General features: G+C 68.4%; 16 protein-coding genes and 1 pseudogene. 5 read left to right on the top strand and 12 right to left on the bottom strand.

Annotated elements, in window-relative coordinates:
- Positions 1-14: 14 nt before the first annotated feature.
- The gene (locus ABD235_RS38180) at positions 15-1,292 is read right to left on the bottom strand and encodes a ricin-type beta-trefoil lectin domain protein (RefSeq protein ID WP_344183311.1); all 1,278 of its coding nucleotides are present in this window, start codon (positions 1,290-1,292) and stop codon (positions 15-17) included.
- Positions 1,293-1,584: 292 nt separating this feature from the next.
- On the opposite strand from ABD235_RS38180, the gene ABD235_RS38175 reads away from it, so the two are divergent.
- Positions 1,585-1,995, top strand: coding sequence for a hypothetical protein (locus tag ABD235_RS38175; protein WP_344183309.1), 411 nt, complete (start codon positions 1,585-1,587; stop codon positions 1,993-1,995).
- Between the two features lie 173 nt (positions 1,996-2,168).
- On the opposite strand, the gene ABD235_RS38170 is transcribed toward ABD235_RS38175, so the two are convergent.
- From ABD235_RS38170 to ABD235_RS38160, 3 genes are read right to left on the bottom strand one after another with little or no spacing between them, the layout of a single operon-like run.
- On the bottom strand, positions 2,169-2,555 hold the full coding sequence (locus tag ABD235_RS38170; protein ID WP_344183307.1) for a GlcG/HbpS family heme-binding protein: 387 nt from the start codon (positions 2,553-2,555) through the stop codon (positions 2,169-2,171).
- Between the two features lie 31 nt (positions 2,556-2,586).
- Positions 2,587-2,907, bottom strand: a complete 321-nt coding sequence (locus tag ABD235_RS38165; RefSeq protein WP_344183305.1) for an NIPSNAP family protein — start codon at positions 2,905-2,907, stop codon at positions 2,587-2,589.
- Between the two features lie 33 nt (positions 2,908-2,940).
- The gene (locus tag ABD235_RS38160; RefSeq protein WP_344183304.1) at positions 2,941-3,906 is read right to left on the bottom strand and encodes an NADP-dependent oxidoreductase; all 966 of its coding nucleotides are present in this window, start codon (positions 3,904-3,906) and stop codon (positions 2,941-2,943) included.
- A 144-nt stretch (positions 3,907-4,050) separates the two neighbouring features.
- On the opposite strand from ABD235_RS38160, the gene ABD235_RS38155 reads away from it, so the two are divergent.
- Both ABD235_RS38155 and ABD235_RS38150 read left to right on the top strand, forming a co-directional pair.
- The gene (locus ABD235_RS38155; protein WP_344183303.1) at positions 4,051-4,449 is read left to right on the top strand and encodes a winged helix-turn-helix transcriptional regulator; all 399 of its coding nucleotides are present in this window, start codon (positions 4,051-4,053) and stop codon (positions 4,447-4,449) included.
- Positions 4,450-4,574: 125 nt separating this feature from the next.
- The gene (locus ABD235_RS38150; protein WP_344183302.1) at positions 4,575-5,447 is read left to right on the top strand and encodes an alpha/beta fold hydrolase; all 873 of its coding nucleotides are present in this window, start codon (positions 4,575-4,577) and stop codon (positions 5,445-5,447) included.
- Here the strand turns inward: ABD235_RS38150 and ABD235_RS38145 are convergent.
- Positions 5,375-6,051, bottom strand: a pseudogene (locus tag ABD235_RS38145) (SDR family NAD(P)-dependent oxidoreductase). The gene ABD235_RS38150 and the pseudogene ABD235_RS38145 overlap by 73 nt on opposite strands.
- A 145-nt stretch (positions 6,052-6,196) precedes the next feature.
- Between ABD235_RS38145 and ABD235_RS38140 the strand changes: the two are divergent.
- Entirely contained in the window at positions 6,197-7,021 is an 825-nt protein-coding gene (locus ABD235_RS38140; RefSeq protein WP_344183300.1) for a helix-turn-helix transcriptional regulator, read from the top strand.
- A 48-nt stretch (positions 7,022-7,069) separates the two neighbouring features.
- Here ABD235_RS38140 and ABD235_RS38135 read toward each other — a convergent pair whose 3' ends face one another.
- A complete protein-coding gene (locus tag ABD235_RS38135; RefSeq protein WP_344183298.1) occupies positions 7,070-7,789 on the bottom strand; it encodes an SDR family oxidoreductase in 720 nt (239 codons plus the stop codon).
- Between the two features lie 91 nt (positions 7,790-7,880).
- Here ABD235_RS38135 and ABD235_RS38130 point away from each other — a divergent pair, with 91 nt between their 5' ends.
- Positions 7,881-8,738, top strand: coding sequence for a LysR family transcriptional regulator (locus tag ABD235_RS38130; protein WP_344183296.1), 858 nt, complete (start codon positions 7,881-7,883; stop codon positions 8,736-8,738).
- Positions 8,739-8,963: 225 nt separating this feature from the next.
- On the opposite strand, the gene ABD235_RS38125 is transcribed toward ABD235_RS38130, so the two are convergent.
- The 6 genes from ABD235_RS38125 to ABD235_RS38100 form a co-directional block, all read right to left on the bottom strand.
- Entirely contained in the window at positions 8,964-9,863 is a 900-nt protein-coding gene (locus ABD235_RS38125) for a LysR family transcriptional regulator (protein WP_344183294.1), read from the bottom strand.
- A gap of 15 nt (positions 9,864-9,878) precedes the next feature.
- Positions 9,879-11,114 carry an alkaline phosphatase family protein gene (locus ABD235_RS38120; protein ID WP_344183292.1) on the bottom strand — a complete coding sequence of 412 codons (1,236 nt, stop codon included), beginning with the start codon at positions 11,112-11,114 and terminating at the stop codon, positions 9,879-9,881.
- Entirely contained in the window at positions 11,111-12,532 is a 1,422-nt protein-coding gene (locus tag ABD235_RS38115; protein ID WP_344183290.1) for a cation:dicarboxylate symporter family transporter, read from the bottom strand. The genes ABD235_RS38120 and ABD235_RS38115 overlap by 4 nt, the downstream gene beginning before the upstream one ends.
- A 250-nt stretch (positions 12,533-12,782) precedes the next feature.
- A complete protein-coding gene (locus tag ABD235_RS38110) occupies positions 12,783-13,898 on the bottom strand; it encodes a sugar ABC transporter substrate-binding protein (RefSeq protein WP_344183289.1) in 1,116 nt (371 codons plus the stop codon).
- Between the two features lie 61 nt (positions 13,899-13,959).
- Complete coding sequence (locus ABD235_RS38105) at positions 13,960-15,066, bottom strand: ABC transporter permease (RefSeq protein ID WP_344183287.1); 1,107 nt, start codon at positions 15,064-15,066, stop codon at positions 13,960-13,962.
- The gene (locus ABD235_RS38100) at positions 15,063-16,550 is read right to left on the bottom strand and encodes a sugar ABC transporter ATP-binding protein (RefSeq protein ID WP_344183285.1); all 1,488 of its coding nucleotides are present in this window, start codon (positions 16,548-16,550) and stop codon (positions 15,063-15,065) included. The genes ABD235_RS38105 and ABD235_RS38100 overlap by 4 nt, the downstream gene beginning before the upstream one ends.
- Between the last annotated feature and the right edge of the window lie 50 nt (positions 16,551-16,600).

The raw sequence follows: 16,600 nt of genomic DNA, 5'->3' as shown, positions 1-16,600 counted from the left end.
CCGCTTTTCTTGAGTCAGACGGACGGGGTCCACTTCTGAGCGTTCGCCCCGTTGCAGTCGTAGATCTGCAGTTGGGTCCCGTCGACGGTGGAGCTTCCCGGGTCGTCCAGGCAGCGCCCCGACTGCGGATTGATCAACGAGGAGTTGGGACCGGGCACCCATCTCTGTGCCTGGGCGCCGTTGCACTGCCAGAGCTGGATCTTCGTCTTGTTGGCGGTCCCGCTTGCGGTCACATCAAGGCAACTGCCCAGCGCCCGCAGGGTGCCGCCCGTACTGCCGGGCGTGTAGGTCCACTGCTGCGCAGTTGTGCCATTGCAGGTGTACAGCTGCACCGGCGTGCCGTTGGCGGGATCACTGCTCCGTACGTCGAGGCACTTGCCCGCGATGCCCGACCTGAAAGCCGCCTTCCGGGCCTGGTCATTTGTTCCGAGGGCGGTCTCCACCAGTGCGGCCGCCGCCTTCATCCCAGCCTCGTTGGGGTGATACCCGACGCGGCCCGCGGCCGGGTAGTACGACTCCAGCCAGGGGTCCGCCGAGCACGCGTTGTGTCCGCGACTGGCCGCCGCCAGATCGACGAGGGTCGCCCCCGTGGTGGTTGCCGCAGTGGCTGTCGCAGCCGCCAGGCGCGAGGCGATGCTGCGCTCGAAGGTCGCCTGATCAGCGGTCAGCGGGACGTTGGCGCACACCCCGGCGTCGGGCAGGGTGGTGAAGTAGTTGACCAGGTAGACCTTCGCCTGCGGCGCCGTGGCGCGGACCGCGTTCACGATGCTCTCGAGGCGCCCAGCCAACGCGGGGAAGGTCTGGTTGATCGCGTTCTGGTCCACGGTCGCACAGTTCGACCCACCGCTGGTCTGGCACGAATAGGCGTACATGCTGCCCAGGTAGTTGACGTCGTTGCCACCGATCGTGATCGTGACCACACGGGTCGTCGAAGTGACAGCCTGCACCTGTGGCGGAAGGCCCGACTGGTTCGTCGTCAGCACGTTCGCAGTGGTCGCGCCACTGCAGGACACGTCCCTCAGGTTTGCCCCGATGTCGCGTGCCACGAAGCTGGGGTAGTTGTTGGCCGACCGGGAGCACGTCGCCGCTCCAGTGCTCGTTTGCACCGGTGGGACGCCCGGCCCGGCCGCGTACGAACTGCCCATCGCAACATAGTCGAGTCCCGAGGGGTCGACCGCGAACGCGTTGGTCGGGGGCACGACCAACGAGGCGGCCAGCACCGCCACAACGGCAGACACCGCGCGCGCCGGCCGCCAGGCGGGGACGCGTTTCTTCACATGCGGACCAGGCATCAGATACCTCCACGAGGGGCGGGGCCGCGGTACTCGTACGGTGCCGATCCAGCGGCTTGCAACGTTGCAAGCCGCACTCTAATGCGCTGCGAACTCCACGCCAATACCTTCCAGGATGTGCCGCACCTCATACCCCACCGACGGGAACGAGCCATTGCCACACCGGAGCCTCCGAACTACAAGGCGGGGGCGTACGACCTTCTGCGCGGCTCCGGAAGCCGGAGCCGGGCCGTAGCTTGGCGCGGCTGGTTATCGTCGGCATCCGGTTGTGCCCATGGTGAATGGAGTGCGAATGAACGAGTCGTCGTCCGCGGACCCGGACGGTCTGAGGTTTCGGATCGAGCTGGAGAGCCCGGACGAGGGGATCCGGCGGGTGCACGAGGTGCGTGCGGCGTCGATGGAGGAGGCTCTGGTGAAGGTCCGCGAGACCGGCCCGTGGCCGACCAGCGGGTCGGGCAGCGACCCGAGCAGGTTCCGGGTGGTGGAAGCCGCCGAACAGACGGCGACCACCGAGGTCCGCGACCAGCGCAACGCGCGCCGCCGGCACCTCAACACCATCGTGGAGGCCGGCCTGACCTCACTGGCAAGGCGGTTCCCGACTTCCCGGTTCAAGAGCACTTCGACGTCTTCTGCGACTTCTTCAGCAGGACTGTGGTCTGGCCCGGCCGGCCCCCGGCCGATGCGGGAGGCGACCGCCTGCTGAAACCCGACAGCACGTCCAGCGTGCTGGCCCAGCTCTTGACGGCCCACCTCGCCCACCACCGTCTGCAGGTGACTCCAACGTCTACGCACTAGGCGGCGCGACCTCATCCACGGTTGTCAGTCCGGGATGGGGAAACCGACTGCCTTCAGGGCTGCGTGTGCCGCGTTCTCGTCCTACTGGGCGGTTCCACCGGAGATTCCCAGTCCGCCCACGCACACGCCGTCGTCGAACAGTGGGAACCCTCCACCCACGGCCATCAACCGCGGGTGGTGGGCCAGCGGTGCCACACGCGGATCGGTGACAAGCGAGTTCCAGGTGTGCGTCGCGAGCCGGAACGAGGCTGCGGTCCATGCTTTGTCGACCGCGACCTCGGCGGCGAGGAACGGAGTCCCGTCAGTGCGTTCGAAAGCCACGAGGTGTCCACCGCTGTCGGTGACAGCAGTGGCGACGTCGAAACCGGCTACGGCGGCCTCGTTGCGTACGGCCTCGATCAGCGCACCGGCCGCGGCACGGCTGATCGACGGCGAACTGTGCGTCTTCGGCAAGGCCCGCTCGGTCATGGCAGCGTCCTTCCTTGCCGGCCTCGCAGGTTCACCTCAGTGCGGAAATCGGTGTGGGCGCGACCCTGGTGACCTTGATCTGGTCAACCAGCAGGAGGCTCTTCACCTTCGGGTCGAACTCGTCTCGCCACCGCCGGCTCTCATAGACGTTGGCGTACAGGGCCAACCGTTCCTGTTCGTCTTCGAACCGGCGGATCCACACGTAGCCGTCCGGGTCCTCCTCGTCCACGAACGACGCCGTGACCGTCATACCTTGCTCGATCTGGAACGGGATGACGGCCTCCTCCATGTAGCGGACCCATTCGTCGCGGCGGCCGGGCTGCGTCTGGTAGCGGCGGATCTCATAGAACATCACGCGTGCTCTCCAACCTCTCGCGGTGGACGTTCAGGAAGCGACGCGCAGGACGAGCTTTCCGCGGGTGCGGTTGGACTCGCCGCGCAGGTGAGCCGCGGCCACCTGCTCGAGCTCGAACGCCTCCTCGACCTCCACCACCACCTCACCGGAGTCGATCAGTACGCCGATGGCCGCGAGCGCGGGACCGTCCGGCTCGACCAAGAACGGCGTGACCCGCCTGCCCTTCGCCTCGGCCGCCGCCGCCAACTCGGGCGACACACCGGCCGGTACGGCGACGAGCAGGCCACCGGCGCGCAACGCGTCCAGCGACCGCGTGCTGGTGTCGTGGAGATCGCCCACCAGGTCGACCACAACGTCGGCATCGGAGACCGCCTTCTCGAACCGTACGGCGGTGTAGTCGATCACCTCGTCCGCGCCGAGCTTGGTGAGCCACTCGTGGTTGTTCGCGCGAGCGGTGCCAATGACGTGCGCACCGAGGTGCTTGGCGAACTGGACAGCAAGGTGGCCGACACCGCCTGCGGCCGCGTGGATCAGCACGCGCTGGCCGGACTCGACATGTGCGGTGTCCACCAGGGCCTGCCAGGCCGTGAGCGCGGCCAGCGGTACCGCCGCGGCCTGCTCGTGGCTGACGGTCGAAGGCTTGCGGGCGAACTGCCGAGCCGGCGCTGTGACGTACTCGGCGTACCCGCCGGCCGCTCGCGGGAACCAGGGCATGCCGTAGACCTCGTCACCTTCTCGCAACGTCGTGACGCCGAAGCCGACCTTCTCCACGACGCCGGAGACGTCCCAACCGAGGATAAACGGGGGGTCACCGAGCACGCCCGCCATTCCGGCTCCGGCCCGCGTCTTCCAGTCGACCGGATTGATGCCGGCGGCATGCACTTTGACCCTGACCTCGGTCGGCAGCGGTTCGGGGCGGGGCACTTGCTGCACCGACAGCACGTCGGGACCGCCGACGGTGTGCTGGACGACGGCACGCATCGAGGTGTCGGACACCGGTTCTCCTTGGATCAGTTGCTGGAAAGGCCTGAGTGGGCTTTCCTTGGGCCCGGAGAACGTAACCGCGGGGATATAGTTACCCGCAAGGGCTGGAACTTTCCAATGGGAAGTATCGAGGTGAGAGGCTTTGCTATGCCCACTATGTGCCTGACCGGACAGCATTCCGACCACGATGTCTACGCCGCGCAGTGCCCGTGCCGGGCGATGCTGGACCTGCTCGCGAACAAGTGGTCCGCGCTGGCCATCGGCGCGCTCGAGGACGGACCCCAGCGCTTCGGCCAGCTCCAGCGACATCTGCAGGGAGTCAGCCCGAAGGTGCTGACCCAGACACTGCGGCGCCTGGAGGAGTTCGGCTTCGTCGATCGCACGGTCTACCCGGCGGTGCCACTGCACGTCGAGTACTCGCTCACCGAACTCGGCCACAGCGCTGCCGTGCCACTGAAGCTGCTGCGCAGCTGGGTCGAGGACAACATCGACAGCGCCGCCCACGCCGGAGCACCGGCGGCCTCCTGCGCAACGGAGCCCACGGCAAGCCGCTGACAGCACACCAGCCGATCTCCGTGATAGATAGAACGTTCGGTTGATCCGACTGCCGGCGGCTGGCATGTTGGGAGGACAGACGCTCGCCGACATGGCGAGGCAGCAGGTGAAACGAGGGAACCGGCATGCCCGTTGCGCAATCGAACGGCATCGAGCTCTACTACGAAACGTTCGGAAATCCCGCTGATCCACCGATGGTGCTGATCATGGGGGTGGGCGCACAACTCCTCGACTGGCCCGACGGGTTCTGTGAACTCCTCGCCGGCCACGGCTTTCAGGTGATCCGGTTCGACAACCGTGACGTCGGCCTGTCCACCTGGCTCGACGAGCTCGGCGAGGTCGACCTGCCCGGACTGCTCCAGGGTGACTTCTCGACCGTGCACTACCGGCTCTCCGACCTGGTCGACGACCTGGCCGGACTGCTCGGCGCTCTGGGCCTTCCGCGCGCTCACCTCGTGGGTGCCTCGATGGGCGGCGGCATCGCTCAGCAGCTCGCGATCAACAGCCCCGAGCGCGTCAGCAGTCTCGCTTCGATCATGGCGAGCACGAGCGATCGCTCCGTCGGGCAAAGCGCCCTCGAGAACCCCAACGCGCTGGTGCCGCCGCCTGGCGCCGACCGCGAGACGGCGATCGCCACCGACGCCAGGCTTCATCGCCTCATCGCCTCGCCCGGCAGCGCGACCACGGACGAGCAGCTGAAACGCCGCGCCACCACGGCGTACGACCGCGCCTACCACCCGGCCGGCATCTTTCGTCACATCGCCGCCAACGCGCTCGCGGCCGACCGCACCAACGCGCTGGGCACACTGAAGATCCCGACGGTCGTCATCCACGGCGACAGCGATCCCCTGGTCGACGTGAGTGGGGGCCTCGCGACGGCGGATGCTGTTCCCGGCGCGGAGTTACTGGTGATCCCCGGGATGGGTCACGAGCTGCCCGCGAGCGCCTGGATCCAGATCACCGACGCCATCGCGGCGAACGCCGCCAAAGCGCTGTGACCCAAGCCCCTGCGAGGCCAGTCCCCCGCCGGCCGATCGTGAGGTACTCCGGCCCGCCTTCGACGCCGAACACCGTGCTCACAACAGGTGGGTGGAAGTGATCCCCCATCGACGTAGAGCGTGGTGCCGTGGATCATCCGCGCCTGGTCGGAGGCGATGAAGGCGACGGCGTGGGCGATGTCCACGGGCGGGACGGGAACTCCGGCCAGGGTCATCGCCGTCATCGCCGTCATCGCCGTCATCGCCGTCATCGCCGTCATCGCCTCGAGGATCGTCAGGTCCTTCTCGTTGCCGGGAGTCAGCGTGACGCCGGGGGCGACGGTGTTCACCCGGACACCGCGCGGGCCGAACTCGGCGGCCCACGTCCGGGTCATCTGCTCGGCGGCGGCCTTGCTCGCGGTGTAGAGGGCGGCGAACGGGCTTCCCACGGTGGCCATCCACGACCCGATCGTCACGATCACGCCGGTCCCCCGCGCGACCATGCCCGGTGCCAGGTCGGCGACCAGTACGTGGGCGCGCGGACGTTGACCGCGAGCATCGCGTTCAGGTCGGCATCGGACAGATCCGGCGTCAGGGTCGCGGGGTAGATGCCCGCGTTGTTCACCAGGATGTCGACTCTGCGCTGCGGTGGTGGAAGTCAAGTGTCATGAGGCCATTGCACCGGCGAGGCCGTCGTGCAGCCAGTTCGAGTCTTCCCTAGGCACGGCGTGACCAGGCACAGCGGCGCGCTCGGCAGGTAGCGTGACGGCATGGCCGAGGACCGTTCCACCTTCGGCGCTTTCCTGCGAGCACGCCGGGATCGCCTCACTCCCGCGCAGGCCGGCATCGATGCGTTCCCCCCGGCCGGCGGCGGCCTGAGGACCGACCACTACAGCAGGCTGGAACAGGGCCGTCAGCCGACGGTGTCCGAATCCGTGCCCACCGCGCTGATCAGGGCACTTCGGCTGAACGAGGTGGAAGCCGCACATCTTCGCGACCTCGCGGCGCCGACGCCGGCCCGCCTCCGCCGGCAGACGCCGGAGGTCCAGCGCGCCGATCCGGGTCTGCTACGCCTGGCCTCGACCCTGGACCACGTACCGGTACTGCTGCTCGGGCAACGGGCCGAAGTACTGGCGCACAACGCGTTGCTGCCGGCGATTCTCGGACGACGTCTCATACCGAGTTCGTCCTTCATGGACTACCTGTTCCGTGATCCCCTGGCCCGGCAGCGCATCGTCAACTGGGCCGAGTTCGGCGCCCGCTCGGTCGCCGCAATGAGGCTGGAAACCGGTCGCCGTCCGGATGACCGCAAACTCGCCGACGCCGTGGAAAGCCTGCGGCCCACCGACCCGGACGTAGCCAACTGGTGGGACGACCACACAGTGCGGGACTACGCCTCGGTGCCCAAACGCATCGCTCATCCCGAGGCCGGTCCTCTCGACTTCCACATCGAGATCGTCACCGCACCGCACCTCCCCGATCAGCATCTGATCGTGTACACGGTCGAGCCCGACTCAGCCACCGCCCGCCTGCTGCCGATCCTCGCGCGCTGGGCCACCGAGGCGAGCGCGCGGGACCACGCCGCGGTCGACTGAATTCGTTCGGAGCACCCGATCAGGCCGTGCGCCACGTCATCGCTGACTTCACCACGGGTAGGTTCCGTCATCGTGGAAGAAGCCGCCGGAAGGGCCGTCGTCGGCCAGGGTGGCGAGCCGGATCGCGATCGCGGCGCCCTGCTCCGGCGTGCGGTGGCCGCTGAACCCGTTCATCGCGGTGCTGACGAACCCCGGGCAGGCGACGTTGACGAGTACGCCGCTGCCCTCCAGCTCCTTGGCGTACTGGACCGTCACCGCGTTGAGCATCGACTTGGACGGCGCGTAGGCGGCGGAGATCGGCCCCGTCGGCGCCGCGGGGTCCTGCTGCAGGGTGATCGAGCCGACGCCGCTCGACATGTTGACGATCCGCGGGTGCGGCGACTTGCGCAGCAGCGGCAGCAACGCGTTGGTGACCCGGACGGTACCGAAGACGTTCGTCTCGACCGCTGCCCGGAAGACCTCGATGGACAGCTGGGTCGCCGGCTGCGTCGGGCCGCCGGTGGTGCCCGCATTGTTGACCAGGGCATCGAGTCTGCCGCGCTCGTCCAGCACCCGGGCCGCAGCCGTTACGCTCGCGTCGTCCGTCACGTCGAGCGGAACGCCGAACGCGTCGATGCCGTCGGCCTGGAGCTTCCGCACTGCCTCGTCACGTCCGGCCTCGCTACGGGCACCCACGCCGACACTCCAGCCCCGAAGCCCAAGGCCCCTCGCGATCTCGAGCCCGATTCCCTTGTTCGCGCCGGTCACCAGCGCAGTCTGCCTACTCATGTGTCCAGCGTCGCGCCCGCCGTCCACCATCACCAATGCCGAACGATCACCGACCGATGCCGCTGGGTTATCGGTTGTAGCATTGCTCAGCGTGGAGACCCGTGAGTTGCGGTACTTCGTCGCCGTCGCGGAGGAACTGCATTTCGGACGCGCGGCCCAGCGGCTGGAGATCGCGCAGCCGGCCTTGTCCCGGACCATCCAAAAGATCGAACGCCGGCTCGACACCCCGCTGTTCGTGCGGTCCGGCCGCACCGTCAGCCTTACGCAAGCCGGTGCAGTCCTGCTGAAAGAGGGCCGAAACACACTCGACGCGATGAACGCCGCCGAACGGCGCACCCGTCGTGCCGGTCAGGCAGCGGACGGGCCATCGCGCCTCGTACTGGTGGCCAAAGCCGGCTTGTCCAGCGAGCTGGTGACCCTGCTGCTCGACGCCTACTCGGCCGAGCCGGGTGCGGTCGACGTCGTACTGGTGCGCTGCGGGACCGGCGAGCAGCAACGTATGCTGCACGACGGCCGGGCGGATGTCGCGCTTTTGCACGAGCCGCTCGACTCGTTCGCCGGCCTCGATCACGAAGAGCTCGGCACGGAAGGCCAGGTAGTCGTGCTGCCCGCCGGGCATCCGCTCGCGACGCGAGAGTCGTTGCGGACGGCCGACCTCGCCGATCTTCCGGGTCTGTCGCTGCCGCGATGGCCGTTTGCCGACGGCACCTATCCGGACGGACCGGGCCCTGCTGTCCAGGACCACACGCAGTTGATCCAGTTCATCGGTCTGGGTAGGACCTACGCAGTCCTGCTCGAGTCGAGCCGAACGCAGCTGCCCGGAGCCGTCGTCGCCGTCCCGCTCGTCGACGCGCCGGCGTTCACCACACATCTCGCCTGGCCGTCGCACAGCCACTCGCTCGACGTTGCCACGCTGGCACGCGTCGCGGAGAGGCTCCGCGCCGGCTAGCTCTAGCTGGTGCGCCGTACCGCACCCCGTCGTACAGGATCGTGACGATGCGGACCGCTCCCCCATCCCCCTGCCGCGTGCTCCCCGATCAGCAACAGGAAGTGGAGCAGGGCTTCGTCCGGACGGTGTTCGCCAGCAGCTGCGTGGGGTCGCGCAGAGCACGTCGACCTCCTGGCGATACACCTCCGCGACGAGCGTCTCCCGGATCTACGCCGGCCCGGCCGGTCACCCTTTCTGGGTTCGCTCGAGGTGAGCGAGGAACAGCTCCTCCAGCTGCGACAGCGGACGATCGCGTTTCCGGATCACGGTCACGGGCCGGTCGGGCGGCGCCGGCTCGAGCTGGAGCTCGGCGACGCGGCCTGAAGCGAGCGCATCCCGTACGGCGACGCGAGGCAGGCAAGCGATCCCCAGACCTGCGGCGACCGCGTTGATGATCGCCGAGGTACTGGCCATGCTGCTGATCGTCGACCGGGGAATCCGCCACTCGGCGTACAGGCGTTCCTGGTAGCGCCGCGTGCTCGAGCCGGGCTCACGGACGAGCACGCTGGTCCCCCGAAGGTCGCCAGGGTCAGCGCGCTGACCCGCGAGCGGGTGCGCGCCGGACACGATCACGATCTGCTGCTCGGTCCCGACCGGGCGGCTGATCAACAACGCCTTGTCCTCGACGTCGTCGCCGACCAGCGCCAGGGCGAGCGAGCCGTCGAGCACCTGCCGCACCGTGTCGGCTGTGTTCGACACCGACAGCGCCAGCGTGACGTCGGGATGCCGTTGCAGGAAGCTCTGCAGCCGTTCCGGCAGGATTCGTTCCCCCGACGTCGTGGTCCCTCCGATGGCGAGCGTTCCCGTGACCGGTTTGGTGCTCAACCGGGCGAGCTGATCGAGCGCCTCCTCGGTCAGCGCGAGGATCTGGCGGGCGTACCCGAGCAACAACTCTCCGGCTGTTGTCAGCCGCAACGAGTTGCCGCTGCGGTCGATCAGCACGGTGCCCACCTCGGCTTCGAGGCGCCGCAGATGGGTGGACACCGTGGACTGGGTCAGCCCCAGTCCAGGTGCGGCGGCCGAGAAGCCGCCGGTGTCGACGATCGCGACGAAAACCCTGAGCTGATGGAGATCCGGTGCTCGCATGATGCTCCTGATCGGTCAGCTCGTGGCGGTGTGGTTGAGCACGAGGTCGTGGATGTCACGGTTCCGCAGGATTCCCGCCCGGTACCGCGCGGCCAGCGGCCCGGCGATCTGCTGACTGACGATGAGCGGCACCGGCTGCTCGTGCCGGCCGCCGTGGGAGCGCAGCCGGCGCTGCAACTGGGTCAGGTCGTGGTCCGTCGCGGAGGCGCCCAGCGCGGTGTCCGCCGCCGCGGTCACCGCAAGGTCTCCCACACGGTCCACGGGAAGTTCGTACAGCGTCGCCGCCGTCTCCGCGTCCCAGATCTCCTCGATCCCGGGCACTGCCGCGAGGATTTCACGAGCCGGCGCCCGGTGCTCGGGTTCGAGGTACAGCCAGGCAAACGATCCAAGAGCCCCGTGGTGGCGGGGGTACGGATCGGTGATCGGCAGTACGACGTCCTGAACCGGAATCCCGGCAGCAGCGAGCACGTCGGCCAGGAACCGGACCCGAGGCTGCCCGGTTTCGCTGTCGTGCTTGGCGTTCATCCCGTGATCGGCGGTGATCGCCACCGTGCAGCCCGCGTCGAGGTACTCGCCCACCAACCGGTCGAACTCCGTGAAGAACCGATCGGCTTCGGACTCACCGGGAGCGTACTCGTGCTGAACCCGGTCGGTGAGCGAGACGTAGAGCAGACGGATCTGCGGCACCGCCCGGAGCACAGCCAGCCCCAGGCGCATCCCGTAGTGGCTGGAGAAGGTGTCGTAGACGTGCGGGGCCGGCTCTCCGACGAGTTTCTCGACCGATTCGATCCCGTACGCCGGCAACCCGGCCCCCGCGGCACACTCCACGCTGACGCTCGGCACGCCACCGTTGCCGAGCAGCTGCCGCAGCTTGTCCTTCGCGGTGATCATGAGGGTCGGAACGCCGGCCTTCTCGAAGCAGGCGTGGATGCTCGGTGCCCGCAGGTACTTCGGATCGTTGAGCAGGACCAGCTCGCCGTCCGGCGCTCGCATGTAGTTGCCGGGGATGCCGTGAAGGGCCGGGGGCACGCCGGTCACGATCGAGATGTTGTTCGGATTGGTCAGGCTCGGCACCTCCGAGGCGCCCACGCCGAACTCTCCGCCGGCCTCAAGCATCAGCGCGAGCCGCGGCATGATGCCGCGCTGCAAGGCGTCCCGGAAGTACCGCGGATCCCCACCGTCGACGGTGAACACGACCACCGGACGCTCAGGCACCCGGTACGTGCGGTCGTTGGCGATGACGGTCGTCATTTGTCTCCCTCTTCCGAGCGGTTCGAGCCGGCCCCAGCGCCGACTGGTTCACGGGCGAGCCGGTGGGCCTGCTCCGCGTCGTTCGTGGTCGGTGCCGGATCGAGCTCGCGGACGTGCCCCGGCGCTTCGCCGGCCATGATGCGCATCACCTCGGCCGGCGTGATCTCACCTTCGAAGCGAGCGATGACGAGGCCCGCGATCGCGTTGCCGAGGGAGTTCACGACAGCGCGGCACTCCGACATGAAGCGGTCGACACCGAAGACCAGCATGACGCCGGACACCGGGATCAGCGAGAACGACGAGATCGTTGCCGTGAGCTGGACGAAGCCGCCACCGCTGACACCGGCGGATCCCTTCGAGGACAGCAACATCACCAGAAGCAACGCCAACTGCTGGCCGAGGTCCAGCCGGATGTCGAGAGCCTGCGCGATGAACATCGAGGCCAGCGTGAGGTACAGACAGGTGCCGTCGAGGTTGAACGAGTATCCCGCACCGACACTGATGCCCGCCGTGCCTTTCGAGACCCCGACGTGCTCGAGTTTGCGAATGATGCCGGGCACTGCGACTTCAGAAGACGACGCGCCCAGAGCGAGCACGATCTCTTCCTTGAAGTAGGCGAACACCCGCAACGGGTTCAGCCGGCTGATCAGCAGCACGCCGCCGAAGACCACCACGACGAACACGATCGACGTTCCGTAGAAGGTCGCGATGAGCTTCACCAGGCCGCCGATGGTCGCGGCACCGAAACTGCCCAGCGTGTACGCCATCGCCCCAAACACGCCGATCGGCGCAACGTAGGTGACGAACCGGACGACGGTGAAGAGCACCTCGGACAGCTTCTCGATCCCCCGGGTGATCGGCCGGCCGCGCTCGCCGAGCACCGCCAGCGCGACGCCGAACAGTACGGCGAACACGAGGATCTGCAGGATCGCGCCGTCGGCGAAGCTGGCCACGATGTTGCTCGGGATCGCGTGCGTCAGGTGGTCCCACGCCGAGAGCGACTGGGCTGACTCCATCTTCTGCGCTGCGTCCTCGCTGACCACCAGGCTCGCGGGCGAGATGTGCAGGCCGGCGCCGGGCCGTACCAGGTTGACCACGGCGAGGCCGAGCAGAAGAGCGATGGTGGTGACGACCTCGAAGTACACGATCGATCGAAACGCCACCCGGCCGACCTGCCGCAGGTTGGCGACGGCTCCGATGCCGGCGACGACCATGCAGAACACGATCGGGCCGAGCGTCATGGTCAGCAGACTGACGAAGATTTCGCCGAGCGGGGCCAGCGCCCGCCCGAATCCGGGAGCGAGGAGCCCGGTCGCCGCCCCGCCGACCGCGCCCGCAAGGATCCAGATCTGCAGGCGCCGGTACCACGGGCGGCGGCTTCGCGCGCCGACCGGCGGCACCGATGGTTCTGCCTCCATGACGTTGCTCCTCCTGGCGTTCCGAATCGCCGCCGGCCGAAGGCCGTTGACGATCGCCGAAGTTCGGCGCTACCGATCGTGGGCCGGTGCTCACGACGGTCGCTGAACGACGGGAGACGCAATAGTGAACTCGGAGGGGTCATCAACCCAGCCGTCAATGACACCTATTGACAGGAGTCAGCCGAAATCAGCCACGACGCTTCGGCGTAGTCGCGGCCGCTGAGCGCAGACCGGCGGCGCGGGGGTCGGGTCATCGGGTCCAGAGCGCCTTGAACCGGTCTGCGACGTCCGGGTACGCCGAGAAGCCCCGCGTGGGATCGAAGGTGATGTCCTCCGGACGCAGGAACTGGTGCACCAGGGCATCACCCTTGACCACGTTCGGCTGCAGCTCCTGGCCGACGATGAGTCGCGCCGCGGTGTCGACAGCAGTCCACGCCAGCGTGTTCAGGTCCGCCCCGAGCTCGACCGTGCCCTGCTTGTCCTTCAGGTACTGCAGGTTGGTCGGCAGCGGGTTCGCGCCAACGATCTGAATGTCCTTCAGCCCGGCGACCTTGAACTTCGCAGGCAGTCCCGTCGCGACCGCGGAGGACTGGAAAACGACGGCGCGGGTGCCGGGGTGCGCCTGGAGGTCGCTGACGATCCGCTCCGGAGCCTTGTTGCCGACCTCGGTGATCGGGATCTGCACGACCCTGGCCGTGCAGTCGGGGCACAGCTTCTCCAGTTCACTCTCGAACCCCTTCTTGACCGCCGCGGCGTAGGCGAGCTCGTTGTGCTCGTACAGCACCGCTTCGACCGACTTGTCGTTGTTGGCGACCAGCCAAGCCGCCTGCAGCCGGCCCTGCCGCTCGAACGCCGCCTCGCCGTTCGGCTGGACGAGTCCGCTGCTCGACGGCGCCACGGTGCCGAGCGAAACGACCGGAATGCCTGCAGCGATGAGCTGTTTGCGCTGGTTGTCCCACAGGGCCGGATCGATCGCGGTGTTGATCACCGCGTCCGGACGCTGTTGGACGACGGTGCTGAACGCGGCCTGGACGCCGCTGGCCGAAGTGCCCGCCCGTACGGCGTACAGGTCGACGCCGAGCTCCTTGGCGGCCGGCTGCATGAGCCGGAAGATCAGCGAGACGAGCGCGTTCCCGTTGTCGATGTAGGCGATCCGTGTCCCCGCCGGGACCGGCGAGCTGAGCCGCTCGGTAACCGGAAATGCTCCAGGCTTGCCCTCGTACGGCGCGACCAGCTCCTTGGCCTTCGCCTGGGCATCGGCGGTCAGGGCGGTCGCCGTTTCCTGCCCGCTGCTCCCGCAGCCGGCCACCAACGCCAGACCGGCCAGCGTCGCGGTGGCACCAAGGGCGAATCGACGTCTCTTCATGGCAGTTCTCCTTGCAAGAGGTTGTGCTTGAGCGAGCTGGGAGCCGTTCGAGCGATCTCGCTCAGACGGAACGTTCGGCGGTGACCGGCACCGTCGTCCGGGTCGAGCGGGCGCGGCGCGCCGACCCCTGACGCCGGTTCACCGCCACGGCGACCAGCAGCGCGACGCCGTTGAAGAGCTCCGGAATCCACACCGGAGCGCCGGCCAGTTGCAGACCTTTGACGCCGGTCGCGAGGACGTAGACCGCGACGACCGTCCCGAGCACGTTGAACCGTCCGTTGCGGAACTGCGTCGACCCGAGGAACGCCGCGGCGAACGCCGGCAGCATGTAGCCGGGGCCGATCGTCGGGTCGCCGGTGGCGAGCGAAGAGCTGAGCAGGATGCCCGCGACCGCGGCCAGGAGTGAGCAGCTCACCAGGCACGCCACCACGACCACCTCGGTCCGTACGCCGGCCAGCCGCGCCGCCTCCGTGTTGCCGCCCGTGGCGTAGACCGCCCGGCCGAGATGAGTGTTGTCGAGCAGGTACCAGACGCAGGCGGCGAGCACGACCATCACGTAGACCGACAGCGGCACTCCGAAGATCGGGTGGGTCGCGATCTCCTGGAAGTCCGTCCCGAGATCGAGGATCTGGGCGTCGTGGGAGATCCAGGAGATCCCGGCCAGGATGATCGAACTCATGCCCAGCGTCGTGATGAACGAGCTGATCTTCGCCTTCACGATCAGCAGGCCGTTGATCAGTCCGACGGCGGCTCCGACCACGAGGGTGCCCAGGATCGAGACCCACAGCCCGAAGTCCTGAACCGACAGCATCCACGCCACCACGATGGCGGCCAGGCCGAGCTGCGAACCGATCGAGAGATCGAAGGCTCCTGCCGCGAGCGGAAGCACCAGGCCGATCGCCAGGATCGCGGTCAGGGCCTGGTCGGCGAGCACGATCCGGACGGTGTCCACCGTCGGGAACGTCTCGGGGACCAGGATCGAGAACAGGATCACCATCGCGATCCAGATGTAGACCGCGCTGATGTTGTGGAAGGCGAGCGAGTGACGCAGGCCGTGCCACCCGCTCCGCGTCGGGTTCGTGCTGCTGGCGGGCATGGGAGCGTGGTCTCCTGACGTCGTGGTCTTCTGGTCCGGCGCCGTCGTACGGCGGGTGTCCGCGGTGCTCATACCGGCACGCTCGCGTGCAGGATGCGGGCCTCGGTCACGTCCGTGCCCGCGACCTCGTCGACGACGACCCCGTCGGCCAGGATCAGCACGCGGTCGCACAGCTGCGCGAGCTCCTTGGCCTCCGAGGAGGCGACCAGTACGGCGGCCCCCTGGTTGGCGGTCTGCACGATCAGCTGGTGGATCACCGACTTGGCCCCGACGTCCACGCCCTGGGTGGGCTCTTCGAGCAGCAGCAGGTCCGGGTGGGTCCGCAGCCACTTGGCCAGGACCACCTTCTGCTGGTTGCCGCCGCTGAACTGCGACAGCGGCATCTCCGGCTGGGCGGGGACCACCCCGCACGCGGCGAACCACTCCGCGACCTCACGGAACTCCTCCGGCTTCCGGACCCGCTGCCACCGCCGCTGCACTCCCGGGACCCGGACGGATTCGAGGTTCTCGGCCGCGGTCATCGTCATCACCGCGCCGTGCTGGTGCCGATCCCCTGGTACGAAGGCGGCGCCGCGACGGATGGACTGCCGCAGATCTCCCGGTGCGAGGTCGTTGTCCCGCAGCCGCACGGTGCCGTGGGTCCGTCGGCGACCGCCGAAGATCGTCCCGCACACCTCGTCGCGGCCGGAGCCCAGGATGCCGGCCACTCCGACGATCTCGCCCGCGTGCACGGTCACGTCGAAGTCCCGGATCGCGTTGCCCCGCAGGGCTTTGACGCGGAGCACGGCGTCGCCACGTTCGGCAGTACGACGTTCCAGCTCCTCGACGGCGCCGCCGGCGACCAGCTCCACCAGTCCCGCGTAGTCGGTCTCCGAGCACGGTAGATTGCCGACGACGCCGCCGTTGCGCAGCGCCAGGACGGTGTCGGCGACGCCGAGGACCTCGTCGAGGCGATGCGAGATGAACAGCACGCCGGCGCCACGCTCGGCCACCCGACGGACGACGGCCATCAGCCGGTCGACCTCGCTCCCGTGCAGCGCGGCGGTCGGCTCGTCGAGGACGAGGACCACGTCCCGCTCCTCGTCCCAGCCGCGCAGGGCCCTGGCGATCGCCACGATCGTCTGCTCGGCCGGCGAGAGCTCCTGCACCAGCGCGTCGACGTCGAAGTCCACGCCGAACTGCGCGACCAGCTCGATCGCCTGGGCCCGCTCGGCCGCCTTGCGAAGACGCCGCCACGGCGGGCCGTCCGAGGCCGATCCGAGGGCGAGGTTCTCCACCGTGGACAGGGATCCGACCAGCCCCAGATCCTGATGGATGAAGCGCAGCTCGGTCCCCTCGGTGCCGTCGCCGCGAAGGTCGATGGCGCCGCCGTCGGGCGTGTGAAACCCGGCCAGCAGCTTCACCAAGGTCGACTTGCCCGAGCCGTTGTGCCCGACCACGGCCAGCACCTCTCCGGCGTGCACCGCGAGATCGACGCGGTCCAGGGCGCAGGTGGAGCCGAAGTACTTGGTCAGCTGCTGGACGCGGACCAACGGCCGGCGTCGTTCGCTGTTCACGCGAGACACCGGGTCACCGACCCGGCACAGATATCGACGTGCATCTCGAT

The organism is Kribbella lupini (assembly GCF_039529595.1).
Classification (GTDB): domain Bacteria; phylum Actinomycetota; class Actinomycetes; order Propionibacteriales; family Kribbellaceae; genus Kribbella; species Kribbella lupini.
The sequence above is the reverse complement of the archived record's forward strand: the minus strand, read 5'-3'. Positions and strand labels throughout refer to the sequence as shown.